The 25191-nt window shown below is 65.8% G+C and carries 25 protein-coding genes; 4 read left to right on the top strand and 21 right to left on the bottom strand.

The features are described from left to right. Positions 1 to 19 precede the first annotated feature (19 nt). The gene (locus tag VHK65_05695; protein ID HVS05644.1) at positions 20 to 931 is read right to left on the bottom strand and encodes a CoA transferase; all 912 of its coding nucleotides are present in this window, start codon (positions 929 to 931) and stop codon (positions 20 to 22) included. Positions 932 to 950: 19 nt separating this feature from the next. Here VHK65_05695 and polX point away from each other — a divergent pair, with 19 nt between their 5' ends. Beyond that, entirely contained in the window at positions 951 to 2654 is a 1704-nt protein-coding gene (gene polX, locus VHK65_05690; protein HVS05643.1) for a DNA polymerase/3'-5' exonuclease PolX, read from the top strand. 46 nt (positions 2655 to 2700) lie between these two features. Continuing rightward, positions 2701 to 3222 carry a hypothetical protein gene (locus tag VHK65_05685; GenBank protein HVS05642.1) on the top strand — a complete coding sequence of 174 codons (522 nt, stop codon included), beginning with the start codon at positions 2701 to 2703 and terminating at the stop codon, positions 3220 to 3222. 3 nt (positions 3223 to 3225) lie between these two features. Here the strand turns inward: VHK65_05685 and VHK65_05680 are convergent, their stop codons facing one another. The 10 genes from VHK65_05680 to tdh form a co-directional block, all read right to left on the bottom strand. Then, the gene (locus tag VHK65_05680; GenBank protein ID HVS05641.1) at positions 3226 to 4236 is read right to left on the bottom strand and encodes an NAD(P)-dependent alcohol dehydrogenase; all 1011 of its coding nucleotides are present in this window, start codon (positions 4234 to 4236) and stop codon (positions 3226 to 3228) included. Positions 4237 to 4259: 23 nt separating this feature from the next. Then, complete coding sequence (locus tag VHK65_05675; GenBank protein HVS05640.1) at positions 4260 to 4598, bottom strand: hypothetical protein; 339 nt, start codon at positions 4596 to 4598, stop codon at positions 4260 to 4262. Between the two features lie 56 nt (positions 4599 to 4654). Next, positions 4655 to 4909, bottom strand: coding sequence for a hypothetical protein (locus tag VHK65_05670; protein ID HVS05639.1), 255 nt, complete (start codon positions 4907 to 4909; stop codon positions 4655 to 4657). A 134-nt stretch (positions 4910 to 5043) separates the two neighbouring features. Beyond that, positions 5044 to 5922 carry a UTP--glucose-1-phosphate uridylyltransferase GalU gene (gene galU / locus VHK65_05665; protein HVS05638.1) on the bottom strand — a complete coding sequence of 293 codons (879 nt, stop codon included), beginning with the start codon at positions 5920 to 5922 and terminating at the stop codon, positions 5044 to 5046. Positions 5923 to 5931: 9 nt separating this feature from the next. After that, on the bottom strand, positions 5932 to 6099 hold the full coding sequence (locus tag VHK65_05660; protein ID HVS05637.1) for a hypothetical protein: 168 nt from the start codon (positions 6097 to 6099) through the stop codon (positions 5932 to 5934). Further along, positions 6096 to 7055, bottom strand: coding sequence for a polysaccharide deacetylase family protein (locus tag VHK65_05655; GenBank protein ID HVS05636.1), 960 nt, complete (start codon positions 7053 to 7055; stop codon positions 6096 to 6098). The genes VHK65_05660 and VHK65_05655 overlap by 4 nt, the downstream gene beginning before the upstream one ends. A 40-nt stretch (positions 7056 to 7095) precedes the next feature. After that, positions 7096 to 7476: a hypothetical protein gene (locus tag VHK65_05650; protein HVS05635.1), complete on the bottom strand. Its 381-nt coding sequence runs from the start codon at positions 7474 to 7476 to the stop codon at positions 7096 to 7098. Next, a complete protein-coding gene (locus tag VHK65_05645) occupies positions 7473 to 8033 on the bottom strand; it encodes a sigma-70 family RNA polymerase sigma factor (GenBank protein HVS05634.1) in 561 nt (186 codons plus the stop codon). The genes VHK65_05650 and VHK65_05645 overlap by 4 nt, the downstream gene beginning before the upstream one ends. Positions 8034 to 8073: 40 nt before the next feature. Beyond that, the gene (locus VHK65_05640) at positions 8074 to 9261 is read right to left on the bottom strand and encodes a glycine C-acetyltransferase (protein HVS05633.1); all 1188 of its coding nucleotides are present in this window, start codon (positions 9259 to 9261) and stop codon (positions 8074 to 8076) included. A 9-nt stretch (positions 9262 to 9270) separates the two neighbouring features. Further along, positions 9271 to 10314, bottom strand: a complete 1044-nt coding sequence (gene tdh, locus VHK65_05635) for an L-threonine 3-dehydrogenase (GenBank protein ID HVS05632.1) — start codon at positions 10312 to 10314, stop codon at positions 9271 to 9273. A 63-nt stretch (positions 10315 to 10377) separates the two neighbouring features. On the opposite strand from tdh, the gene VHK65_05630 reads away from it, so the two are divergent. Further along, complete coding sequence (locus tag VHK65_05630) at positions 10378 to 10605, top strand: Lrp/AsnC ligand binding domain-containing protein (GenBank protein HVS05631.1); 228 nt, start codon at positions 10378 to 10380, stop codon at positions 10603 to 10605. Here the strand turns inward: VHK65_05630 and VHK65_05625 are convergent. Continuing rightward, a complete protein-coding gene (locus VHK65_05625) occupies positions 10602 to 11009 on the bottom strand; it encodes a PPOX class F420-dependent oxidoreductase (protein HVS05630.1) in 408 nt (135 codons plus the stop codon). The two genes, VHK65_05630 and VHK65_05625, sit on opposite strands and share 4 nt — an antisense overlap. Positions 11010 to 12259: 1250 nt before the next feature. Then, positions 12260 to 15010, bottom strand: a complete 2751-nt coding sequence (locus VHK65_05620; protein HVS05629.1) for a vitamin B12-dependent ribonucleotide reductase — start codon at positions 15008 to 15010, stop codon at positions 12260 to 12262. A gap of 197 nt (positions 15011 to 15207) precedes the next feature. Between VHK65_05620 and VHK65_05615 the strand changes: the two genes are divergently transcribed. Then, positions 15208 to 15465 carry a hypothetical protein gene (locus tag VHK65_05615; GenBank protein HVS05628.1) on the top strand — a complete coding sequence of 86 codons (258 nt, stop codon included), beginning with the start codon at positions 15208 to 15210 and terminating at the stop codon, positions 15463 to 15465. Here the strand turns inward: VHK65_05615 and typA are convergent. From typA to hutH, 8 genes are all read right to left on the bottom strand, one after another. Then, complete coding sequence (gene typA / locus VHK65_05610; protein HVS05627.1) at positions 15462 to 17312, bottom strand: translational GTPase TypA; 1851 nt, start codon at positions 17310 to 17312, stop codon at positions 15462 to 15464. The genes VHK65_05615 and typA overlap by 4 nt on opposite strands. A 12-nt stretch (positions 17313 to 17324) precedes the next feature. After that, positions 17325 to 18236 (bottom strand): alpha/beta hydrolase, encoded by a 912-nt coding sequence (locus VHK65_05605; protein HVS05626.1) that lies wholly within the window; start codon positions 18234 to 18236, stop codon positions 17325 to 17327. A 646-nt stretch (positions 18237 to 18882) separates the two neighbouring features. Next, positions 18883 to 19287: a DUF4383 domain-containing protein gene (locus tag VHK65_05600; GenBank protein HVS05625.1), complete on the bottom strand. Its 405-nt coding sequence runs from the start codon at positions 19285 to 19287 to the stop codon at positions 18883 to 18885. Between the two features lie 24 nt (positions 19288 to 19311). Next, positions 19312 to 19875 carry a cyclodeaminase/cyclohydrolase family protein gene (locus VHK65_05595; protein HVS05624.1) on the bottom strand — a complete coding sequence of 188 codons (564 nt, stop codon included), beginning with the start codon at positions 19873 to 19875 and terminating at the stop codon, positions 19312 to 19314. Continuing rightward, on the bottom strand, positions 19872 to 20705 hold the full coding sequence (ftcD, locus tag VHK65_05590; protein ID HVS05623.1) for a glutamate formimidoyltransferase: 834 nt from the start codon (positions 20703 to 20705) through the stop codon (positions 19872 to 19874). Before ftcD ends, VHK65_05595 begins: the two co-directional genes overlap by 4 nt. Positions 20706 to 20755: 50 nt before the next feature. Continuing rightward, on the bottom strand, positions 20756 to 21976 hold the full coding sequence (gene hutI, locus VHK65_05585) for an imidazolonepropionase (protein ID HVS05622.1): 1221 nt from the start codon (positions 21974 to 21976) through the stop codon (positions 20756 to 20758). A gap of 25 nt (positions 21977 to 22001) precedes the next feature. Further along, complete coding sequence (gene hutU / locus VHK65_05580) at positions 22002 to 23651, bottom strand: urocanate hydratase (GenBank protein HVS05621.1); 1650 nt, start codon at positions 23649 to 23651, stop codon at positions 22002 to 22004. After that, positions 23648 to 25159, bottom strand: coding sequence for a histidine ammonia-lyase (gene hutH, locus VHK65_05575; protein ID HVS05620.1), 1512 nt, complete (start codon positions 25157 to 25159; stop codon positions 23648 to 23650). Before hutH ends, hutU begins: the two co-directional genes overlap by 4 nt. Between the last annotated feature and the right edge of the window lie 32 nt (positions 25160 to 25191).

The raw sequence follows: 25191 nt of genomic DNA, 5'->3' as shown, positions 1-25191 counted from the left end.
CGGTCGTTAACGGACCGCCTCAGTCCGCCTCCGACTCCTCGAGCCGAAGGGCAGGTTCGACGCACACATCCTGGTCACCAAAGCGAGCCATCCATTCGGCGCGCGTCGCGGGGCGGAGGGTCGCCTGGACCGCCTCGATCGCTGCCGGATCGAACTGGCGGTCGCTCAAGTCCTGTCGCTCGATCGCACGGCAGAAGGCCGCCCAGAAGTCGGACTCGAGCGCCGCGACGGTCAGGAATCCGTCGGCCACCGCGTAGACGTGGTAGCAGGGCAATTCGCCGGTGAGCGGGAGGCCGGGGAGGCCCGCGCGCCGAGCCGCCCGCGGTAAGGCGGTCCAGCTCCGCATCAGGTCCGTCATCGAGATCTCCACCCGGCTGCCATTTCCGGTCCGCGTCCGAGCAAAGAGCGCGGTGGCGATGGAAAACGCGGCCTCGAGCCCGCCGGCCAGGTCGGCCACCTGAAGGCCGGGGATGGCCGGGGTGCCGTCGCGGAGCGGCATCAGGGAAAGGGCTCCGCTGCGTGCCAGGTAGTTGAGGTCGTGGCCGGCGCGACCGGACATCGGTCCGCCCGATCCGTAGCCCGTGATCGCACAGTAGACCAGCTTGGGATTGATGGCCGCCAGTGCCGCGTAGCCAAGGTGCATCCGTTCCATCACGCCCGGGCGGAAACCTTCGACCAGGACGTCGGCGTCGACGACATGCCGCCGGAGCGCGTCGCGACCCTCCTCGGTCCGCAGGTCGAGCGTGAGCAGACGCTGGCCGCGGTGCAGTGCGTCGAAGTAGGCGTCGCCGCCTGGGAGCGCCCGGATAGGGTCGCCGGTTGGTGGCTCGATCTTTGTCACCTGCGCGCCCTGCCCCTGCAGCAACTGCGTGCAGTAGGCGCCCGGCAGCAGCCGGGAGAGATCGAGAACGCCAATGCCATCGAGCAGCATCGCCTGCTAGGTTACTGACGTGCGGAATGCGGACGTCGCGGCAATGCTCAACCGGGTCGCAGACCTGCTCGAGATTCGAGGCGAGAACTTCTTCAAGATCCGCGCCTACCGGGAAGCCGTCCGCCAGGTCGACAACCTCACCACCGAAGTCGAGGACATGATCAAGGAGGGCCGGCTTAAGGACGTCCCCGGCATCGGCGAGGCGATCGAGAAAAAGATCGTGGAGTACGTCACCACCGGCAAGCTGGAATTCCTGACGCGGCTCGAGGCCGAGGTGCCCCCGGCGCTGCTGGAGCTGACTCGGGTTCCTGGCCTGGGCCCTCGCACCGCCAAAGACATCTATGACGCGCTGGGGATTCTCAGCCTCGACGCCCTGGAGGACGCCGCCCGCACCCACCGGCTGCTCGCGGTGCGAGGCATCAAGGCGAAGACCGAAGAAAACATCCTCAAGGGCATCGCCATGCTCAAGCGGACGGAGGGCCGCATCTTCTTCCCCGAAGCCTGGATCCTGGCCGACTCCCTCCTCATCACGCTGCGCGCCCTGCCGGGCGTGACAAGGGCCGAGATCGCGGGCAGCGCACGACGTGCCAGCGAAACGGTCGGCGACCTCGACCTGCTGGTCGCGAGCGACCACCCCGAGGCGATGGGCGGTGAGTTCGCCCGATTGCCGCAGGTGAACGAGGTGATCGCGCGGGACGGTACCACGACCAGCATCCGGGTGCGCTCCGGCATGAAGGTCGACCTGCGCGCGGTCAAGCCGGACACCTTCGGAGCTGCCTGGGTTACCTTCACCGGGTCGCAGGCTCACATTGAGCAGCTGCGATCCCGCGCTGAACGGACGGGCAAGGTCATCGCCGGCGCAACGGAAGAGGAGGTCTACGCCGCAGTCGGCTGCGCCTGGATCCCGCCCGAACTGCGAGAGGGAGGGGGCGAGATCGAACTGGCGGCCAAGGGTCAGCTGCCGACGCTGGTACAGCAGAAGGACCTGCGCGGCGACCTGCACACCCACAGCAACTGGAGCGACGGGCGCAATGAGATCGCCGAGATGGCCCGAGCCGCGAAGGAGCGCGGTTACGCCTATATCGTGTTGACCGACCACACCCAGTCCTTGCAGATCGCCCAGGGCCTCACGCCTGAGCGCTTTCGAGCACGGGCCGCGGAGATCGCGACCGTCAACGCCCGACCTGGCCTGGCGCGGGTCTTGAACGGGGCCGAGGTCGACATCCTGCCCGATGGCAGCCTCGACCTTCCCGACCAGACCCTGGCCTCCCTCGACGTTGTGGTCGCGTCGGTCCATACCGCGCTCGACCAGCCCAAAGATGTCATCACACAACGGGTCCTCAGCGCGCTACGATCGCCGCACGTGGACGTTTTCGCCCACCCAACCTCGCGACGTCTCGACCGCCGCGGTGAAACCAGCCTCGACGTGGAGGCGGTGATCGCGGAAGCCGTCAAGACCGGGACAGCCCTGGAAATCAACAGCAGTCCGTTTCGCCTCGATCTCAACGACAGCTGGGCTCGCATAGCCCGGGAGGCGGGGGCGCTGCTGGCGATCGACAACGACGCCCACTACCCCGCCGAATTCGACTACGTCCGCTATGGCTGTGCGATCGGGCGCAGGGCCGGCCTGACACCCGATCGCGTCCTGAATACCAGGGACGCGGAAGGCGTACTCGCGCATTGCCGGGAAAAAGCAGCAAGAGCCGTCGCGAATTTCCGTTGAACGTGATAGCGCCGGTATAATCAAGGGCAGAAGGAGACTTGAGCGAATGCTTCAGGAGCTCGTGATCAAGGTGCCGAATCCTTTCCTCGGCCGGGCCGACGTTGGCTTCTCCACCCGCTACCCAGCCCAGCCGTCCCAGGCGCCGCTCAAGGACGTCCCCTTCTTCATCGAAGGCCCGTCAGGGCCGATGCGCCGCCTGCAATCCCGGCTGGAGCTCTTCCGGCAGAAGCGGAGCCTGATCCCGGACGCCCCCGGCGAAGCCTACAGCTGGACCGACCTGATTCCGCTCAACGACGAGCTGTTCATCCTTGCGTTCCGCGACGAGAGCCTGACGGATGGCCCCGATGATGCCGATACGGAGTCCCGGTACATCGTAAACCTGGTGCGGCCACTCGTCTTCCCATTCTTGAAAGACTGCGTGCGGATCGGCGAGCTCGCCCTTCGCGACAACATCGTGCTGGCGGTCCTCGACAACAGCCGCGTCATGGCCGAGCTCGAACTCCGCCGCGCGCAGATCGTGGCCCGCAACGGCTCCATCGTTTTGGACGACACCGACCGCGACACGTAGGCCTTACGCCGGCTCGCTCCCTTTGACGTGGCCGTTAGGCGACACGCTGATGACGACCTTGCCTCGAGCATGCCCGGTCTCGAGATAGCGGATGGCCTCGGCCGATTCGCTGAGCGGATAGGTCCGGTCGATGACGGGTGTGACCTTGCCGGCCTCGATGATTCCCCGAAGGAACTCCAGGTCATCGCTACTTGACTTCGCGACGAACGGACGTAGCGTCTGGCCGACGAAGGGCGACAGCAGGAGAGCCTTGATGATGCGGCCGACCGGCCCGATGACGCGACCGGGGGAGTCTCCGCTGCTGAGGACGAGCCGGCCCTTCGGCGTTAGGGCGTGCCGGCAGGCCGATGGGGTGGCGGTGCCCGCGAGCTGAAAGATCAGGTCGTACTGTTGACCGCTCTTGGTGAAGTCCTCTCGGGTGTAGTCGATGGCGCGGTCGGCGCCGATCGAGCGGACCATCTCCAGATTCCTCGTACTGCACACGCCAGCCACATCCGCGCTGTACCACTTCGCGATTTGCACGGCGAACGTCCCGACCCCTCCCGACGCTCCGACGATCAGGACCTTCTGCCCCGACTTGATCTCTCCGGCATCACGAAGGCCTTGCAACGCGGTCACTGCCGCGAGAGGGACCGTCGCCGCCTGCTCGAAGCTCAGGTTGGCGGGCTTCAACGCCAGGAGTTTTTCCGGGGCCGACACGAACTCGGCAAAGCCGCCGGCTCCGACAAAACCGAAGACCTCGTCGCCCGGTCGGAACCGGGTCACCGCGTCGCCGACCGCCTCGACCTCCCCCGCCACGTCGCTTCCGAGCCGCGACTGCTTCGGCTTGCGCACTCCGGTTGCCATCAGTCGGGCGATGTACGGAACGCCCCTCATGAAGTGCCAGTCGTAGGGATTTGCGGACGCGGCGCGAACTCGGACGAGGACTTGGTCCCCCTCGACGTCGGGCTTGGGAACCTCCTTGAGCTCGAGAACATCGGCCGAGCCGTACTTGTCGTAGACGATCGCCTTCATTCGTCCCTCCTCTGGTGCGAAGTTTAGGGAGAGGCCGAGGGCTTCACGGTGCCGCTCGGCGACGGTGATGGCGTCGCCGTCGCGGACGGCGATGGACATGGCGTCGCCGACGCGCTGGCGATCGCGGTGCCCGACGGGCTGGCCGACGCCGACGGGGTCGGCGACGGGGTGGGGGTCGGAGTCGGCGTCGGGCTGGCCTTGGGACTCGCCGAGCCGGACGGTGTCGGCGTCGCCGCTGCGACGCAGAAGCTGGGAGCGGGCGTCGGGGCCAGCAGGGTCAGGTTGGTGGGCGACGCCGCCTTGCTTCCGCCGGCGAGGAGCAGCGCGGCCGGTACCACGACCAGGCCAATGATGACCGTCACCACGAAGGCAAGCGCACCCCATTCATGGAGCCAGAAGGCCCGCGACGAGTTACGGATCAGGGCTCTTCGTCCGTCTCCGGTTGGGGTTTGTTGCGCGTGTTAAGGATGCGCACGAAGTCCTGCGCCCGCGCCAGCGCCTTCCAGCGCTCGGGGAAAAAGTCCTGGGCCACGACCTGCTTCGAGGGCAACTGAAAGACGGTGACGCACCACTTGTTCAATGTGTGCGACACCTCGACCTCGAAGTCGCCCTCGGTATTCAAATACCGAACGACCCGGTCCTCGTCGGATCTGCGTCTCCCTGAAACTGCCATCTCTGGACCCAAAACCGTAGCTGAAGCTATTCAACAGACCCCTCATTATAGGCCCGCTTGCGCCGGTTCTCCTAGGAGTTTGGCCAACGCCAAAGGCCCCCACCCTGCCCTCCCCCGAAGGGGAGGGATTGTGGCTAGGAGGGCTTCAGCCCGTCGAGGGTCCCCAGGTAGCGCAGCAGCTCGTCTCGCAGCCCCGGGCGTTCCAGGGCGAAGGTGATCGAGGTCTTCAGGAAGCCGCTGACCGTGCCGACGTCGTGGTAGGTCCCCTCGAATTCAAGCCCCAGCATCTTCTCTTGCTGGGCCATGGCGCGCAGGGCATCGGTGAGCTGGATTTCGCCGCCGACCCCCTCATGGGTGGTCTCCAGGATGCCGAAGATCGATGGCTTGAGCACGTAGCGGCCGAGGATCGCGAGGTTCGAGGGAGCCTTCCCGGGCTCTGGCTTCTCCACCATGTCGACGACCTCGTGGATCCGGCCGTCGCTTTTGGCGACCTTGACCACCCCATAGCGTGAGACCTGGTCGTCGGCGACCCGCTGGAGCGCCAGCACGGAGACCTCGTGCTGCGCGTAGACATCCAGCATCTGTTTGATGGCTGGAGTCTGCGCGCGGATGATGTCGTCGGCGAGGAAGACGGCGAACGGCTCATTGCCGACGACGTCCTTCGCCATCAGCACCGCGTGGCCGAGCCCCAATGGCTCTTTCTGATGAATGTAGGTGATGTCGACCATGTCCGATATCTTGCGGACCAGCTGCAGCTCGCGGGTCTTGCCGCGATCCTTCAGGTAGTGCTCGAGCTCGAAGGAGATATCGAAGTGATCGACGATGGCGCGCTTGTCCCTGCCTGTGACGACGATGATCTGGTCGATGCCGGCGGCCACCGCTTCCTCGACGCCGTACTGAATGATCGGTTTGTCGACGATCGGCAACATCTCTTTGGGCTGCGCCTTGGTCGCCGGCAGGAAGCGCGTGCCCAACCCCGCGGCGGGAAAAACGGCTTTGCGTATCGGAGTCACGACCTAACTTTACTTGTTGGGCTTTTTGGTCTTCTTCGTGGCCGACCGATCACGGAGCGCCAGTTGGATCCGCTTGACGCCCGCGTTGTCGACCACCATCTTCGGCGGCCGGGCCTTCCGTTCGCGCGCTCGGAGACGCGCCGCTTCCCTAGGGGAGAGTTCCTCGTCCCGACTCACAGCGCGCGTAGCTCCGACGCGGTTGGTGGCGGACCGCCCACGACGGTTGCGAATGTGCTGAGTGGCAGGCCGCCGCCAATGCGCATCCGGGGGAGGAGGAACAGCTGGCCGGCCGAGTGCAGCGACCCGGACATGGTCGAAACGGCGGTCTCGAAGCCAAGGGTCTTCGCCTGCGCCACGTCGTACGCGTTGAAGCTCCCGTAGGGATAGGCGAAGTCGGCGACCGGGTGCCCGAGCAGTCCCTCAAGTGTTAGCTTGCTCTGCTTCATCTCCCAGGTCGCCCGGGCCGGCGGCTGCGCCGCCAGCGCCACGTGGTCGACGGTGTGCGCACCGATGGTGAATCCCATGCTGTCGGCGGCCACCACCTGGCTCGGCGTCATGTATCCGCCCCATCCCATGCGGCCGCTGACCACGAAGCTCGTCGCGGTGAAGCCATGGCTCTGCAGGACCGGAACCGCCGCCGTGAAGAAGTCGGCGTAGCCATCATCGAACGTCAAAACGACCGGGTGGGATGGGAGACCGCTGTGGTTCTTGATGGCCACCACGGCATCGCGCAGCGAGATGACGTGGAACCCATGGTCGGCGAGGTACTGCATCTGGGCCCGGAACATCGCCGGCGGCGTCGACAGGCCGAAGCCGACGCGGTCGCGCGGATTCGGATTGATCCGGATGTAGTGGTAGTAGAGGATGGGGACATAGGTCACCGGCCCGGAGGGGACCGGGGCTTTCTTCGGGGACAGCTCGGCGAGGATGAGCGGCGCCGATGCCGGCTTTGCCGTGCGGGCCGCGATCGTGCCGTTGAGGTCGTCCAATTTGTCCGACTCAAAGCCCGGCGCGATCGCCGCGGCGGGCTGCGGCGCTGCCGGCCGAAGTTCGGTGCCGGCCAGAACGGCTGGAACCAGCAGGAGCAGCATAAGGGTGGCCCCTTGGTTGGCGCGGGTCGTCCAGCTGCGCATGGCTGAGCATGTAACGGCGGAAGCTGCCCTGGGTTTCGCTTTAGCGAAGGGACGCGATCGCCGGCTTCCGGCGCCAGACGGCGAAGCCGACGACGCCGAGAATCACCAGGGCGGCGCCTCCCACCACTGGCGTCCATCGGGGATCGAGGTTCCCCAGGCGGCGGTTCATTTCCGCTTCGAGACGGACCCAGCCGTTCGGCGTGGGCTCGCTGGGAATGCCGAGCGCCCGGATCAGCCGGCGCTGCAGCCGTTCGCGGCGACCGCCGGCCACCGCCACGCGCGGGAAACTGTCGTTGAGGTAGGAGATGAGGGCCAGCGATGCCGATTGCGTCTCCGTCGCGCGCGTACCCCCCGTCTCGGCGAAGACCACCCGGTCGATGGCGCGAGCCAGGGCGTCGACGTCTTCCGGCCGTGGATTCATCGGTTCTTCTCCTGTTCGCTGAGTCGGCGGCGCAGGCCATGGACGGCGCGGAAGAGCAACAGTTTCACGGCGCCCTCGCTGCGGCTCATGATCACACCAATCTCCTTGTTCTTGAGCCGGCCTTCGAACTTGAGGAGGACCGCCTCGCGCTGGTCGAGGGGCAACTTTTGCACGGCCTTATGGAGCTCATCGCCCTGCTCCCGGCGCAGCCAGAGCCGCTCGGGATCGTTCTCGCCGCTTCCCGCGATCGGGTCGGGCAGCTCGATCCAGGGCGGCCGGCGCCGCCGCTTCGACATCAAATTTGACGCGACTTTGTAGAGCCATGCTGAATATGGGATTCCTCGCCATTCGAAATTCTCGAGGCCTTCCAGCGCCCGCTGGAACGTCTCGCTCGCCAGGTCCTCCGCCTCCTCGCGCCGGCCGGAGTGGTAGTAGCAGTACGAGTAGATCTGATCGAAGTAGCGGTCGTACAGGACGGCAAACGCCTTGCGGTCCTGCTTGGCGGCTTCGATCAGGCGCGCCTCGTCTTGCAGCTCCGCCGCCGAACGCTCGGTCACGCGGCTGACCTACCCATATATGTACCTTCCGTGGTGAAGGTTACGCGATAAGGCCCAGTTCCTTCCCGCCCTTGGCGAAGGCTTCCAGCGCCCGATCGAGCTGGGCATCCGTATGCACGCTGGTGACGATCGTGCGGATCCGGGCCCGTCCCTCGGGGACGGTCGGGAAGCCGATGCCCTGGGCGAAGACGCCGAGCTTGAAGAGGCGGTCGGAAAACTCCATCGCGACCGCGCCCTTGCCGACCATCACCGGCGTGATGGGCGTCTCGCTGGTGCCGGTTTCGAAACCGAGCCGCTTGAGGCCCTCCTTGAAACGAGTCGTGTTCTTCCACAACCGGTCGATCCGCTCCGGCTCGGCCTTGAGAACATCGATGGCCGCGATGCAGGCAGCCGCCACACCAGGTGGGTGCGAGGTGCTGAAGAGGAACGGCCGCGCTCGGTGGATCAGGAAGTCGCGGACGACCTGGGGGCCGGCGACGTAGCCACCCAGCACGCCGACCGCCTTGGACAGCGTCCCCATCTGGAGGTCGACGCGGCCGTCGAGGCCGAAATGGTTGACCGAGCCGCGACCGTTCTCGCCCAGGACACCGCTGGCGTGCGCGTCGTCGACCATCACCAGCGCGCCGAACCGCTCGGCACGCTCGACGATCGCCGGCAGCGGCGCGATGTCGCCGTCCATGCTGAAGACGCCGTCGGTGACAACCAGCTTGACCCGCTTGTCGCGGTGCTTCTCGAGATGGCGCTCGAGGTCGTCCATGTCCTTGTGCTTGAAGATCGAGCGTTCCGCTTTGGAGAGGCGGATGCCGTCGATGATCGAGGCGTGGTTCAGCTCGTCACTGATGATGACATCGCCCTCCTTCACCAGCGACTGGAGGACGCCGAGGTTGGCGGTGAAGCCCGACTGAAAGACGAGCGACGCCTCCGTATGCTTGAACTCCGCAAGCCGACGCTCGAGGTCCTCATGAATCGTCATCGTGCCGGCGATGGTCCGCACCGCGCCCGAGCCGGCACCCCATTGTTCGGTCGCCTCGATCATGGCCGCCTTCAACCGCGGGTGGGTCGTCAGTCCGAGGTAGTTGTTGGACGAGAGGTTGAGCACGTGCTTCCCGTCCACGACCACCTCGGTGTCCTGGGCTGAGCCCAGTACCCGCAGCGGACGGAACAACCCTTGCTGACGGAGCTGGTCGAGCTCCTCAACCAGGAACTGCGTTTTCTTTTCTGTGATCATGTGGTCCTCCTAGCCGCCATTGGGCAGCAGCACGACTTTGCCCGCCCGGCCGCTCTTCGTTTGCGCCATCGCCTCCTGGAAGTCGTCGAGCGGGTAGCGGTGGGTGATGAGCTGCGACACGTCGACCTTGCCGGTACTGAGATACATCGAGGTACGTTCCCACGTCTCCCAAATGCGCCGGCCGAAGATGCCGTAAATCGTGATGCTCTTGGTGATCACGCGGTCGTTGAGATCGAGTGTGACCGGCCGGTCGCCGATGCCGAGCAAGCTGATCCATCCACCGTTGTGGAGAACCTGCAGCCCCTGTTCGACCGCCACCGGGTGACCCGACATCTCGAGCACGACGTCGACACCGACCCCGCCGTTGGCTTTGCGGACGTCCTCCGCCGTCGTCGCGGAAGGAGCGAAGACGGCGGTGGCGCCCATCCGCTCCGCCAGCTCACGCCGGTAGGGGTTCGGCTCGATGCCGTAGACCGCCGCCGCCCCCTCGGCCCGCGCGATCCCGACGGCGCAGAGCCCGATTGGGCCGAGCCCGAAGATGGCAACCGCGTTCTCCTTCAGCGGACCCACGGTGGCGGCGTGCACCGCATTCCCGAACGGTTCCTGAAGTGCCGCGACTTCCGGGCTCAGCCCCGGCGCGTTGCGCCAGCAGTTCTCCGCGGGCAGTAACACGTAGCGGGCGAACGACCCGTCCCGATCGACGCCGAGCACCCGGACGTTCTCGCACAGGTGGTAGAGCCCGCGCTGGCACTGGCGGCAGGTGTGGTCGACCACGTGTGTCTCGGCCGCGACAAAGGTCCCCGGCTTCAGGTTCTTGACCTCGGGCCCGGTGGCCACGATGCGGCCGGACATCTCGTGACCGAAGACCCTCGGGGGGTGGATATGGCGTTGCGCCCACTCGTTCCAGTCGAAGATGTGGACATCGGTTCCGCAAATGGAGGAGGCGGCGACCTCGATCAAGACGTCCTGGCCCTTCGGTTCGGGGATTTCGACCTGGCCGATCTCGGCGCCCGGACCGGCAGCGGCTTTCACCACTGCCGTCATGGACGTCATGATGGACATCTTACCGGCGACCAAACCCGTATTCTGAGGTCCAAATTCGTCCAGGAGGGTGCTATGCGGGCGTATGTGCTCATCAACGCGTCGGCGGGAAAGGCGATCGAGGTGGCCAGGTCTCTTCAGGGCGTCAAGGGCATCGAGCTGGCCGACGCCATTACCGGGGAATACGACGTGATTGCCGCGGTCGAGGCCCCCGACGTGGCCGGCATCGGATCGGTGATCGTGGAAAAAATCCAGAAGATCGACGGAGTCTTCAAGACCGTCACCTGTCTGGCCGTCCGCTAGCGCAGCTGGCCGTAGGCGCGCTCGACCGAGATGGAGAGCAGCAGGCGCTGCTCCGCGATCATGGCGGCGTCGTATTCGGCCCAGTCGGGGTGTTCGCCGCGGACCTTGCGATAGTAGTGGCGGAGCGCCTCCGGGAGCTCGTCGCCCTCGATAAACTGCGCCGTCCCCTCCGCCACCAGGTATTCGTAGCGGTCACGGCCCTGGACGTGCAGGCTGGCCCGTGGATCGCGACGAAGGTTGTGCGTCTTGGCGCGGGTTTGGGTGACCGAGACCTTCACCCGGCCATCGTCATCCATGAAATACAAGATGTTGGAGAGCTGGGGGCGGCCATCACGCTTGATGGTGGCCAGGATGCCGTCGTGACGCACCTTGAGGAAGTGGCGGGCGCGCTCGAGATCGATCATCGCCCACAAATGCTACAGCCGGCGCCCGAAGGCACCGGCTGTATTGAAGTCAGCTTCAAAAGCTAACCTACTTCTTCTTCGACGACTTCTTCGCGGCTTTCTTCTTTCCGCCTGCTTTCTTCTTTGCGGCCATCCGGGCTCACCTCCTTCTTAGCAAGATTCTCCCGGTCGGCCGCTGTGACGCCGCCGCCAAACGCGCGTGAGCGCCACGGGTAACGTGGACGCGCGGGCGCCGGCGAGGCCGGGTACCGGAAGCAAAGTGGAGAGAGAGAAATGAGGGGAGCGACGGCGCGTCGCGATCGACCCTCGGGATCCGTGAGGCCATGCGTCGACAACCATCGACCTGGACCGCGGAGTTCTTTGAGTGTTGCCCTTCTTCAGGTCCTCGCCCTGATCAACGCGACGATCAAAGCGCGACTCGGCGCTCATTAAGTGCGACCATAGCATGAATCGAGCCGCTTTGCATACTCTCGGCCCAATTTTTTTCGCGAGCGGCGGCAATGACGGGCCGCACGCGGTGAGCGAAGAGAATTTTTCAGAATTTTTCCAGGGTCATGGACAGCGACTATCGTCGCCGCAGGTTTCGTAGTAAAGGCCGCAGCCGCGACAGCGGAATTTGCGGCCATCCGGGCTCACCTCCTTCTTAGCAAGATTCTCCCGGTCGGCCGCTTAGACGCCGCCGCCAAACGCGCGTGAGCGCCACGGGGTCCGTGGACGCGCGGGCGCCGGCGAGGCCGGGTACCGGAAGCAAAGTGGAGAGAGAAAAACGAGAGGAGCGACGGCGTGTCGCGATCAACCCTCGGGATCCGTGAGACCACGCGTCGATGATCATCGATGTGGCCGACGGAGTTCTTTGACTGTTGCCCTTCTTCAGGTCCTCGCCCTGATCAACGCGACGATCAGAGCGCGGCTCAGCGCTCATGTAGAGCGACCATAGCATGAATTGAGCCGCTTTGCATACTCTCGGCCCAATTTTTTTCGCGAGCGGCGGCAATAACGGGCCGCGTGCGGGTCCGCGCGGGTCAATGAAGAGAAATTTTCAGAATTTTTCCGCGATCATGAACAGCGACCGCCATCACAGCAGGTTTCGTAATAGAGACCGCACCCACGACACCGAAATTTGCGTCCATCCCAGTCGGTCGCGCCTCCGCACGGACATTGCGGACCTTCATGCGACCACAACGGATGCGTTTGCAGTGTGATCGAGGGTTGAGAGGAAGAGACCACGCGGGTCTCCTCCTCTTTATTGGCTAAGAGCAACCCGAAGTGCCGCCGCAGTTGAGGCACTTGTAGCATGTCCCGTTGCGAATCATGATCGAGCCGCAGTCCGAGCACGCCGGCGCATCCTCCTGGCCCACGAAACTGATCTTGATCGGGCTCGAATCGACCGTTGCCGGCTTGATCGGTGCTGGGGCCGGGACGGTCGCCTGGATCTCGACGATCGGCTCGCGGCGTACGATGCCGATCGCTTCTTGCTGCGTGCCACTCAGGAACTTCGAGGCGAGCCAGCGGAAGATGTAGTCGGTGATCGACTTCGCGATCGGGATTTCGGGGTTCTTCGTGAAGCCCGAGGGCTCGAACCGGGTGTGTGCGAACTTCTTCACCAGCACTTCCAGCGGGACACCGTACTGGAGCGCCAGCGAGATGCTGGTCGCGAAGGCATCCATCAGCCCGGAGATGGTGCTGCCTTCCTTGGACATCACCAGGAAGATCTCGCCGGGCGTGCCGTCCTCGTAGATGCCGACCGTGATGTAGCCCTCGTGGCCCTGGATGTCGAACTTGTGGGTGATCGCCCGGCGCTCGTCCAGCAGCTTGCGGCGTACGGCACGCGCCGGCTCGCTGGGGGCCTCCGTGGCGATCGCGGCGATCGTTCGGGCCTTCTTCTTGTCGTCCAGCGCCGTGTTGAGCGGCTGGGAGCGCTTGGAGCCGTCGCGATAGATGGCGATCGCCTTGAGGCCCATGCGCCATCCCTCCAGGTAGACCTCCATGATGTCCTCGGGCGTCGCCTGCTCGGGCATGTTGACGGTCTTGGAGATCGCGCCGGAGATGAAGGGTTGCGCCGCCGCCATCATCTTGACGTGCCCCATGTAGTGGATCGTGCGGGAGCCCTTGGCCGGCTTGAAGGCGCAGTCGAAGACCGCCAGGTCGTCCGGCCGAAGGTGCGGGGCACCCTCGATGGTGTCGTTTTCGTCGATGTACTGGAGGATCTCGGACACCTGGGCCTCGGGATAGCCGATCCGGCGCAGGGCGATCGGCACGGTCTGGTTGACGATCTTGAGCATGCCGCCGCCGACCAGCTTCTTGTACTTGACCAGGGCGATGTCGGGCTCGATGCCGGTGGTGTCGCAATCCATCATGAATCCGATCGTGCCCGTGGGCGCGATCACGGTCGCCTGGGCGTTGCGGTAGCCATAGAGGTCGCCCAGCTGGCAGGCCTTGTCCCACGCATCCCGCGCCGCGCTCAGCAGTGGCAGCGGCACATGCGCCGGGTTGATGTGGTCGACCGAGCTCCGGTGCTGGTCCATGACGCGCAGCATGGGCTCGCGGTTGACCGCGAAGCCGTTGAAGGGGCCTTTCTTCTGCGCGATGCGAGCCGACTGGGCATACGCCTCGCCGGTCATCACCGCGGTGAGGGCGGCTGCCACGTCGCGACCGGCATCACTGTCGTAGGGCAAGCCTGACGCCATCAGCAGGGCGCCCAGGTTGGCGTAGCCGAGGCCGAGCGGCCGGAAGTCCCTGCTGTTCTGGGTGATCGCCTCGGTCGGGTAGCTGGCGTTGTCGACCAGGATCTCCTGGGCGGTGATCAGCACCCGGCAGGCTTCGCGATAGGACTCGACGTCGAACTCGCCGCGCTCGTCGAGGAACTTCATCAGGTTGATGGAGGCGAGGTTGCACGAGGTGTTGTCGAGGAACATGTACTCCGAGCAGGGGTTGGAGGCGTTGATCCGGTCCGTGTTCGGGCTGGTGTGCCAGTGGTTCACCGTCGTGTCGTACTGCAGTCCGGGATCGCCGCAGGCCCACGCCGCATCGGCCATCATCCGCATCAGGTCACGCGCCTTGTAGGTGTCCATGATCTGGCCGGTCGTGATGGCGAAGGTGTGCCAATCGGCGTCCTCCTCCACGGCCTTCATGAAGTCATCCTTGACCCGGACGCTGTTGTTGGAGTTCTGGAAGAAGATCGAGCTGTAGGCAGGGCCGTTGAAGGACGAGTCGTAGCCGCCTTCGATCAGGGTCCAGGCCTTGCGCTCCTCCTCGACCTTGCAGTTGATGAACTCGACGATGTCGGGATGGTCGACGTTGAGGATGACCATCTTGGCCGCCCGTCGTGTCTTGCCGCCGGACTTGATCACGCCGGCGAAGGCGTCGAAGCCCTTCATGAAGGAGACAGGGCCGGATGCCGTTCCGCCACCCGCGAGCAGCTCACGCGAGGAGCGAAGTGGCGAGAGGTTGGTGCCGGTGCCCGAGCCGTACTTGAAGAGCATCCCCTCGGTCTTGGCCAAGGTGAGAATCGACTCCATCCGGTCCTCGATTTTGTTGATGAAGCAAGCCGAAAGTTGAGGACGTTGCTCGATGCCGGCGTTGAACCAGACCGGGCTGTTGAAGGCGGCCTTCTGGTGCACCAACAGATGGGTCAGTTCATCGCGGAAGATCTCCGCGGCCTCCGGCGTCGCGAAGTATCCCTGCTTGTTCGCCCACCCATGGATGGTGCGCACCACGCGGCCGATCAACTGCTTGACGCTGCGCTCGCGTTCGGGCGTGCCAATTACCCCACGGAAGTACTTCGAGACGACGACGTTGGTGGCGGTCGCCGACCAGGTCGTCGGGATCTCCACGTCGTGCTGCTCGAAGACGACCTCACCCTTTTCGTTGGTGATGGACGCCTCGCGTATTTCCCACTGGACCTCGTCGAACGGCGCCACACCCGGGCGGGTGAAGTACCGCTTCCAGGAGAGGCCGTTTCGGTTGCGCTTCGAGGCGCTGGCGGGGGCCGCCGCAGTCACGTTGGGTCGCTCAGTTGACGTTTTTTGGGTCGATCGGGCCATCGATGAAACCTCCGTAGGGTGGGAATGAGATGGGGTGGGATGGGGTGGAGAGCGGCCCACATCGTATGCCGTAGGATGTAGCCTGTCAAGCAGTTTACCACAGCCGGTAGGGTTTTCAGACAGCGCTGGCCACAACATATGCCCGTACCAGCCCGATGCTGATCCTCGCGTTGTGGCTCTCCCTCGCCGGCATCGTCCTGCTTCGAATCGCGCTTCGCCAGGCCCATCGGGACGCCCTCCTATCCACCGCCTTCTGGGCGACTTTTCCCCAGTTCGCCCGCTACCGGCTGAAGCGGCTCTGGCCAGCGGCGCTGGGACTGGCGGGCGCCATCCTACTTATATGGGGCCTCGTTTTGCTCTTCCAGTGGGTGCTCGCCTACTACGCCGCCCGGATGGGCCACCCGCTCGCCTAGCTGGCCAGTTCGCGCTTGCGCAGCTTGATGCGGTCACCCGCGCTGAGCAGGCGCTTTCGCATCCGGATGCCCTTGGGCGTCACCTCGACCAGCTCGTCGTCCTCGATGAAATCGAGGCACTCCTCGAGTGACATCTCGCGGGGCGGCACCAGCTTCACCGTGGCGTCCTCGGTGGAGGCCCGCATGTTCGTCTTCTGCTTCTGCTTGGTGGCGTTGACGTCGATGTCGCCACCCCGGCGGTTGAGCCCGATGATCATGCCCTCGTAGACCTGCGTCCCGGGGCCGATGAAGGGCTGACCGCGTTCCTGGACGCCCTGTAACCCGTAGGCGACGGCCATGCCCGTCTGGCTCGCCGTCAACACGCCGTTGCGCGTCCTTGGCGGCAGGGCACGCCATTTCTCCCAGCGAACCAGGCGGGTCGACATCACCCCGGTCCCCCGGGTCAGCGTCAGGATCAGACTGCGCAGGCCGATCAGCGCCCGGGTGGGCGCGAGGTAGGTCAACCGGGCACCGCTGCCGGCATCGGTGCGCATCGTCTGCAACTGCGCGCCGCGCGAGCCCAGCGCCTCGGTGATCGAACCCACCGCGTCGAGGCTGCAGTCGATGACGCATTCCTCGACCGGCTCGTGCCGTTCCCCGTTGATCTCGCGCGTGATGACGGCTGGGCGCGAGACCTCGAACTCGTAGCCCTCGCGGCGCATGGTCTCGATGAGGATGGCGAGATGCAACTCGCCGCGGCCGCTCACCTCGAAGATGTCAGCCGTCGCCCCGTCGGCGACCTTGAGCGCCACGTTTGTCTGCAGTTCGCGCTCCAGGCGGGCTCGCAGCTGGCGAGAGGTGCTGCTCGTGGTCGCTTCGCGACCGGCAAAGGGCGACTGGTTGACGGAGAACTGCATGCGCAGCGTCGGCTCGCTGACCTCGAGCCGGGGCAAGGGTTCCGGATGCTCGGGATCGGCCACCGTGTCGCCTACCGCGATGTCGGGAAGACCCGAGAGGTAGACGATCTCGCCCGCTGACGCGGATTCGGCTGGGCGCCGTTGCAGCGCCTCAACCGTCAGCAAGGTCGTGATTTTCTGGCGTTGCCCGATCCCGGTCTCGCTGATGCGGACCACATCCTGACCCGGCCGGATCGTCCCCCGTGTGATCCGGCCGATCGCGAGCCGCCCGATGTGGTTATCGTGATCGAGATTGCTCACCATGAGTTGGAGCGGCCCTTCCGCATCGCCGAGTGGAGGTGGAATGTGCTTCAGCAGGGCATCGAGCAGAGGCTCGAGGGTCGTTCCGGGGTGGCGCAGGTCGACCGTCGCCGTCCCGGTGCGGGCGTTCGTATAGATGACCGGGGCGCTGAGCTGATCGGAGTGCTTCGCCAGCTCGAGGAGAAGATCATGGGTCGCCTCGACGGTTTCCGCGGGCCGCGCGTTGACGCGGTCGATCTTGTTCACGACGATGATCGGCATCAGGCCGAGCTCCATCGCCTGCCGCAGCACGACCCGGGTTTGCGGCATTGGCCCCTCGAGTGCGTCGACGAGCAGCAGGCAACCCTCCGCCATGCCCAGCACCCGTTCGACCTCGCCACCGAAGTCGGCATGACCAGGCGTGTCGATGATGTTGATCTTCACGCCGTGGTAGCGAATCGAGGTGTTCTTGGCGAGGATGGTGATGCCCTTCTCTCGCTCGAGCACGTTGGAGTCCATGATCAGCTCGCCCACCTGTTCGTGGGCGGCGAACACGTGCGACTGCTTCAGCAGCGCGTCAACGAGTGTGGTTTTGCCGTGATCGACGTGCGCGATGATCGCCACGTTTCGCAGATCCTCACGGCGCCGGGGCTTTAGATCGGTTATCGGCATGGATGGACCATCCTACGCGACCCCCTCACCCGACCGGTCGGCCGGTTCGGTGAGAAAGTCGAGGACGAGCCGGTTGAACCGGTCTGGCTCTTCCATCTGCGGGGTGTGTCCACTGTCATCGAAGACAACGACCCTTCCGCGGGGAAGCTTGTCTTTCGCCGCCTCGGCATGGCGCACCGGAAAGATGTGGTCGTGCCGGCCCCAGATCAGGAGCGTCGGCATGCGCAGCTCGGAGAGCCGGTCCTCGACGCCAATGCCACCCCGAAGCTGCGTCACCCCGGCGATCGAGCGGAGGGCTGAGAGGTAGGCGGCGCGATACTCCGGCGTCGACAGCAGCGTGCCGTGGTTGGCGATCCGCTCATCGCTCCAGGTGGTCTCGACCCGGTCGGGCCGACGCAGATACCATCCCCAGAATCGGCGGATGGTCGCCGGATTCATCCGTCGCAAGGCCCGCGCCGTTCCGCGGAGGGTGAGCTCTCCAAGACCCTTTGTCAGCAAGACGCGGTAAGCGAGCACGCGCCGCGGCGGACCGACCCCGAGCGCATCGACCAGCACGAGTCGCTCGACCAGCTCTGGTGAATCGAGGGCCAGGCCCAACGCGACGCGCCCGCCCATCGAGACGCCCATCACGGCGGCCCGCTCGAGGCCTTCGGACGTCATCAGATCTCGGACCGCCTTGACGAAGAGGTCGATCGTGTACTCGAGCATGGGTTTGTCGGACTTGCCGAAGCCCGGCAGGTCGATCGCAAGCACCCGATGATGCGCCGCGAGCGGCTCGAGATTGTAATAGAACTCAACCGCCGCTGAGCTGCCGAGGCCGTGAATCAGCACCAGCGGCGAGCCGCTGCCGCCACAGACGTAGTGGATATTGACCCCGTCCATCGTCACCGTTCGGCTCTCGAAGGACGGAAACTGCGCCGCCATGACTTGAGTTTATCGGCGATACCGCCTAACGGACCCCTGCGGAAGCGGGGCCGCTTGCAGCCCAGCCCAGTACGCGAAGGCACCTATTGCCGAAAGTTCTGCTCGCTTGTGCCATGGAGCCGAGCCCTAATCGCCTCCACGAGAGTAGGCACATCCTCGCGAGCATGAGCCACGAAGTTGACATCACCAGGCGAAGCAATTTTGGTACCCAACCACAAGTACATGTCGGGATCGTCGTCCCCGCCCACCCATATCATGCTTGGCCCGCCGATTGGTTGGACTTCCTCATTGAAAGCTGTCCACGGACCTGGGGTAGCCCGGTTCGCGACAGCGTCAATCATGTCCAATTCCTCAATGGTCACCGACCTTTGTTTTCCGTCAAGGGCGCTGACGAGGCGAGGCAAGACGTTACGGGACATAGCGATAAATTCCACATCGGCGTCGTCGCCGGGCTCTTGGTCTCGCTTCACCGAGAGTTGAGCGCTACTTTGTTCAGCGCCGACCCGTATGTGTTTGACGCCGTTCGAATCGGTTTCTACGGTCCAAGGGGCCGGGCTTGCGGCCGCTAACCTCTCTCGAATCTCGGCCAAGACAGAAAGCAAATTTGATCGCGTCATTTCAGGGGCCTCATAGGCCCGACTCGGCGCTACGCGCTCCTGGTCGAGACAGGTGCCGCGAAGCCGAAATAGGCGAGCACCGCACCGGTCACCAGGTGGAGCGGGATGTCGAGCTGACCGATGTAGAGGAGTCCGAGCGGATTGGCGACAAAGACACCGAGCACCCCGAGCAGCAGCAGGACCACGCCGACGACCTGGCAGAACCGTCTTGAGTTCGGGAGACTGGTGACCGCGGCGAGCCCGGCGATGCCGATCACGACATGGACCAGGTTGTGCAGCAGGTTGATGTTGAAAAGTCCGAGGAGCTTGCTATTCGTCATGGTCACGGAGCCGCCTAAAAACGGCAGGAACCCAATGATGCCGACCGCGAGGTAAATGGCACCGAAGACAAACGCCACCCTTTGCACCGTCGCTCGATTGCCCAAATGCGTCACCCCCGAAAAATTCCTGGCGCCAGCTTACTGCGCTTTCAGGGTCCGTAGCTCGAGGTAGGCGCGCTCGATGCGAGCGGCGGCTTCGCCACGCAGCTCGGGGAGGTTGATGGCGACGTTCCCGAGCGCGCCGGCAAAGCCGGTCTCCAACAGCTCACTGCCGACCGCCAGGTCCGAGGCCGTCATTTCCCACGCTCGCTTGCTGACCTCGGGCACCAGTGCCAGGCCGCGCGCCGCTGCCGTTGCGGACGCTAATGGCACCTCAGCGGCCCGCTCGTAGGCGCGCGCCAACGCGTCGCCCTGCGCGCCCGATTTTCGCGTATCGATCACCGCACGGTAGGCGTCGACGTCGTCCTGGCTCAGCTGCAGCAAGCGCGTGGAGAGCTGGTCGAGTTCTGGCACGAGGCCCTCCAGGAGCACCCGGTCCTCGTTCCCCTTCGCCTTCTTCGCGCTGAGCTTCGCCACCATGCTCACCAGCGCCGCACCCATGGCGGCCGCCAACGCCGCCGCGCTTCCGCCACCGGGCACGGCGGCCGTCGATGCCAGCGCCCGCAGGTAGTCACCAATCGTTTGGTCTTTGACCGCGGTCATTCCGCGGCCCACACGCGCTTCTCGAGGATCTGGTCCATGCGAAACGCCGGCTCGATAACCGCCTCCTTGATGACGCCGACCGCGGCGTCCAGCGGAATGGTGCCAACGATCTCCGATGCCTCGACCTCGACCCCGCGACGCCGGGCCTCGTCGCGAATGACGGTGAAGACTTTCCAGATGTTCGTGACGCGGTAATCGGTCAGGTTCATCGACACCTGAACCAGGCCGCGGTCGGCGAGCTCGAAGCCGAGCGCCTTGACATTGGGCAAACCACCCGATGAGGCGCGAATCGTTTTCGCAATGTCCTTAGCGACCTGCAGGTCCGCGGTCTTGAGATTGACGTTGTAGGCGATCAGCGGAATGCGCGCGCCCACGGCGGTCGCACCGGCGCTCGGGTGGACTTCCAGGGGACCCTCGTCCGGCGCGCGCTCGAAGTCCTTGATATGGCTGACGAGGTCCTCGAAGCCGCCGAGCCGGACCTTCTCCAGCTCGCGGCGCTCGACGCGCCGTGCGGCTTCGCCGTAGTAGTAGACAGGGACGTGGAGCTCCTTCCAGAGGCGCGCCCCGAACGTGTGCGCAAGGTCGACACACAGGCTCATCGGCAGGTCGGCGAACGGGACGAAGGGGACGACGTCGGTCGCGCCCATTCGCGGATGCTCGCCGCGGTGGTGGCGCAGGTCGATCCGTTGCGTCGCGACGGTGGCGCCAGCCATCGCCGCGTCAATCGCCAGCGACGGCTCGGCCACGAAGGTGACCACCATCCGGTTGTGGGCGGCGTCGGCCTGAACGTCGATCACGCGGGCGCCCGCATCTCGGATCGCATCGGCGATCGCGGTGATGACATCGAGCCGCCGGCCCTCAGAAAAATTCGGGACGCACTCTACAAGGGCTCCCAGACCGCACCTCCCACGACCGTCCGGATGACGCGATTCACGCCGACATAGTAGGGAATGGCTTCCGGGGTTTCGACGTCGACGACGGCGCAGTCCGCAAAACTTCCTGGCCGCAAACAGCCGGCGAGCCCGTCCAGCTTCAGCGAGTGCGCCGCATGCACCGTCGCGCCGGTCAGCACCTCCAGTGGCGTCATTCCCCACTGGACGCAAGCGAGCGCCATCGCCAGCGGCAGGCTTTCGGAGTTGCTCGTGCCGGGGTTGAGATCCGAGGCGATCGCGATCGACAACTTCGCCTCGCGCATGGCCTTGATCGGTGGAGGTGGTCCGTGGGTAGTGAAGTTGGCTCCTGGGCAGAGCACGGCCACGGTGCCCGCCTGCGCCAGCGCCTTGATCTGCGCCGGTGTGGCGAACTCGAGGTGGTCGGCACTGCACGCCCCCAGCTCGGCGGCGATGTCCGGTCCTTCACCCGGCGCGAGCTGCGCCGCGTGGATGCGAATCTCGTAGCCGAGCGCCTTGGCGCGCGAGAGCACGGCCCGGGTCTCCGCTGGCGTGAACGCGGTGGCCTCACACCAGGCGTCGCAGAAGACGGCCCATTGCTTGAAGGCGGGAAGCATTTCGTCGATCACCGAATGCAGGTAGGCGCGGCGGTCGACGCCGGGCGGCACGGCATGGGCTCCGAGAAAGGTGGGCACCACCCGTAACCGCGTCTGCTCGCCGACCTGCCGCAGGACCTCGAGCGACCTGGCCTCGTTGTCGAGATCGAGCCCGTAGCCGGTCTTGCCCTCGATCGTGGTGGTGCCGTTGGCGAGAAACCGGTTGGCCCGGGCCGCGGCCAGCTCGATCAGCGTCGAGACATGCGCCTCGCGCGTCGCCCGGATCGTTCGCGCGATCCCGCGCTCGCCCGATTGCTGCGCCTGGTAGGGGACGCCACTGACTCGCTCCGCAAACTCATCGGCACGCGACCCGGCGAACACCGGATGCGTGTGGGCGTCGACCAACCCAGGGATGACGCAGGCGCCGGCCGCGTCGAGCAGGTCACCGTCGAGGGCAACCTGCGACTCGAGGTCGCGGTCTTCGCCGATCCAGACGACGCGCCCGCCACGCGCGGCCAGCGCGCCATCCATGATCCGGCCGAGCGGATCATCCTTGACCGGCACCATGGTGGCCAGCTGGCCGGCGTGCCGCAGGGCGAAGTCGGCGCGGATCAACGGCGCGTCGTGGGTGTCACGTCGATCACGTCGCCCGGTCGATCCCGTGGGCGGCGGCGAAGTCGATCGCCGTCTCGTAGCCGGCGTCCGCGTGGCGGATGACGCCCATTCCTGGGTCCGTCGTCAGCACCCGCTCCAGGCGGTCCCGCATCGCGGGCGTCCCGTCGGCGACGACCACCATGCCCGCATGGATGGAGTTGCCCATCCCCACTCCGCCGCCGTGGTGCACCGAAACCCAGCTCGCGCCCGCGGCCGTGTTCACCAGCGCGTTGAGGACCGGCCAGTCCGCGATCGCATCGCTGCCGTCGCGCATGGCCTCGGTCTCGCGATAGGGCGACGCCACCGAGCCGGCGTCGAGGTGATCGCGGCCAATCACGATCGGTGCGCCAACCTCGCCGGACTTCACCATCTCGTTGAAGCGCAGGCCGACCTTGGCGCGCTCGCCGTAGCCGAGCCAGCAGATGCGGGCGGGTAGGCCCTGGAACTGGACGCGCTCGCGGGCAAGCCGCAGCCAGCGGTGCAGATGCTCGTTGTCCGGCAGCGCCTCCATGACGGCGCGGTCGGTGCGATAGATGTCTTCCGGGTCGCCGCTCAACGCCACCCAGCGGAATGGGCCCTTTCCCTCGCAGAACAGCGGGCGGATGTAGGCCGGCACGAAGCCGGGGATGTCGAAGGCGTTGGTGACGCCCGCCTCGAGCGCGAGACCCCGCAGGTTGTTGCCGTAATCGAAGGTCTCGATGCCCTTGCGCTGGAAACCGAGCATCGCCCCGACGTGTTCGCGCACCGAGTGCTTCACCATCTCCAGATATTCCTGCGGATCGCGCGCTCGCAGATCGGCCGCTTCGTCGACGCTGAGTGGCGCCGGGATATAGCCGCGCAACGGGTCATGGGCCGATGTCTGGTCGGTGACGACATCGGGCTCGAAGCCTCGGCGCAGGAGCTCCGCGTAGACCTCGGCGGCATTGCCCACCACGCCGATCGACGTCGATGACTTCTTGTGGCGGGCCTCTTCCGCCCAGGCGATGGCCTCATCGAGCTTCGCCGTCGCCTTATCGAGGTAGCGAGTCTTCAGCCGGCGCTCGATTCGAGCCGCGTCCACCTCGACACAGAGCGCGATGCCCTCGTGCATCGTCACGGCCAGCGGCTGCGCGCCGCCCATGCCGCCGAGCCCGCTGGTCAACACGATTCGTCCACGGAGCGTGCCATCGAATCGCTTGGCCGCCAGCGCGCCAAAGGTTTCGTACGTTCCCTGGAGGATCCCCTGGCTGCCGATGTAGATCCAGCTGCCGGCGGTCATCTGCCCGTACATGATCAGGCCGAGACGCTCGAGCTCCCAGAAATGCTCCCACGTGGCCCAACGCGGCACCAGCAGGCTGTTCGCGAGGAGCACGCGCGGGGCGTACTCGTGCGTTCGAAAGATGCCCACCGCTTTCCCGGACTGGATAAGCAGCGTCTCATCGTCCTTGAGCCGGCGCAGGGCCGCGACGATGGCGTGGAACGACGGCCAGTCGCGGGCCGCCTTGCCCGTGCCGCCATAGACGACCAGGTCTTCCGGGCGCTCGGCGACCTCAGGGTCCAGGTTGTTGCACAGCATGCGCAGCGCCGCCTCCTGCTGCCAGCCGCGAGCAGTCAACAGGGTGCCGCGCGCAGCGCGGATCGGTGCGGAAACGCTCATGCCCTTTTGGCGATTGCCGCCAGCTTGCCGCTGCGGACCAGACCGATGGCGGCCTGGATCTCGGGCTCGAGCACGCGGTCGTGGTCGAGTGTCGGCACCTTCTCCCGGATCGCCGCCTGCGCCTCGCCCGTCAGGCGTCCGGGTTTCAGGGGCGCCAGCAGGTCGATGCCCTGCGCCGCGCCGAGCGCCTCGAGCCCGAGGATGGCCTCGACGTTGGTCGCGACCTGGCGCGCGCGCTGGGCACTGTGCCAGCCCATGCTGTTGTGGTCTTCCTGGTCGGCCGACGTCGGCAAGGAATGGACGCTCGCCGGCGTGGCGAGCAGTTGATTGTCGGTGGCCAGCGCGGCGGCGGTGTACTGCAGCAGCATGTAGCCTGAGTCGAGGCCGGAGTGGCGGGTGAGGAACGGGGGCAACTCGGAGAGGAACCCGGTGAGCATCCGGAACAGGCGCCGCTCGGAGATACTGCCGATCTCGCTCAAGCCGAGGTTGGTGGTGTCGAGCGCGAGCGCCAGCGGCTCCCCGTGGAAGTTGCCTCCGGAGAGCACGGCCTCGTCGTCGGCGAAGACAAGCGGATTGTCGGTGCCGGCATTGAGCTCAACCGTAAGGACTCGGCTCAGGTAGTCGATCGCGTCGTGGCAGGCGCCGTGCACCTGGGCGGCGCAGCGCAAGGAGTAGGCGTCCTGAACCCGGTCGCAGAGGACATGCGATTCGGCGATCCCACTGCCTTCCGTCAGGGCAAAGATGCGGGCGGCTGACGCGACCTGGCCGGGATGTGGGCGCGCCGCGTGGATGCGGGGATCGAACGCGGTGCGCGAACCACGCAGCGCCTCAACACTGAGCGCCGCCACGACGTCGGCGGTCAGGAGGAGTCGCTGCGCATCGTGCAGCACCAGGCTGGCGGCTCCGGTCATAAAGTGGGTGCCGTTGAGGACGCTCAGCGCGTCCTTGGCGTGCAGCTCAACGGGCTCGAGGCCGGCCGCGCGGAGCGCCTCGCCACCACTGCGCCGCTCGCCTTTCCATAGAACGTCTCCCGCCCCGATCAGCACCAGGCCGACGTGCGCCGAGGGGGCGAGATCGCCGCTGGCCCCCAGCGACCCCTTCTCCGGCACCCAGGGACAGATGTCGTGGTTCAGCAGATCCACCAGCCGCTCGGCGACCACCGGGCTGACCCCCGAGGTCCCCTGGCAGAACTGGTTGACCCGGACCAGGATCCCAGCGCGGACGAGCTCCTCGGGTAGGGGCGGGCCGACGCCGACGGCGTGGCTCATGAACAGGTTGCGCTGGAGCTGGCGGCTGTCGGCCGGCGGGATGCGCACGTTCTTGAGCGCGCCCACCCCCGTGGTCAGCCCGTAAACCACCCGATCTTCGGCGACCAGGCGATCGACCAGCCGTCGGGCTTGCTGGAGCCGGGTCTTCGCCTGCGGCCCCAGGCTGACACGCTCGCCATGGCGAGCCACCGCCACCACATCGGCAGGGCTCAGCGACTGGCCGTCGAGTGTGACTGGCAAGGGGCTCAGCATAAGGCTGATGCGCCGGGCGG

It is taken from the genome of Candidatus Dormiibacterota bacterium (genome assembly GCA_035544955.1).
In the GTDB taxonomy this organism is placed as follows: Bacteria; Chloroflexota; Dormibacteria; order CF-121; family CF-121; genus CF-13.
Note: the sequence above shows the minus strand (reverse complement) of the source record. Positions and strands in the feature narration are given on the sequence as shown.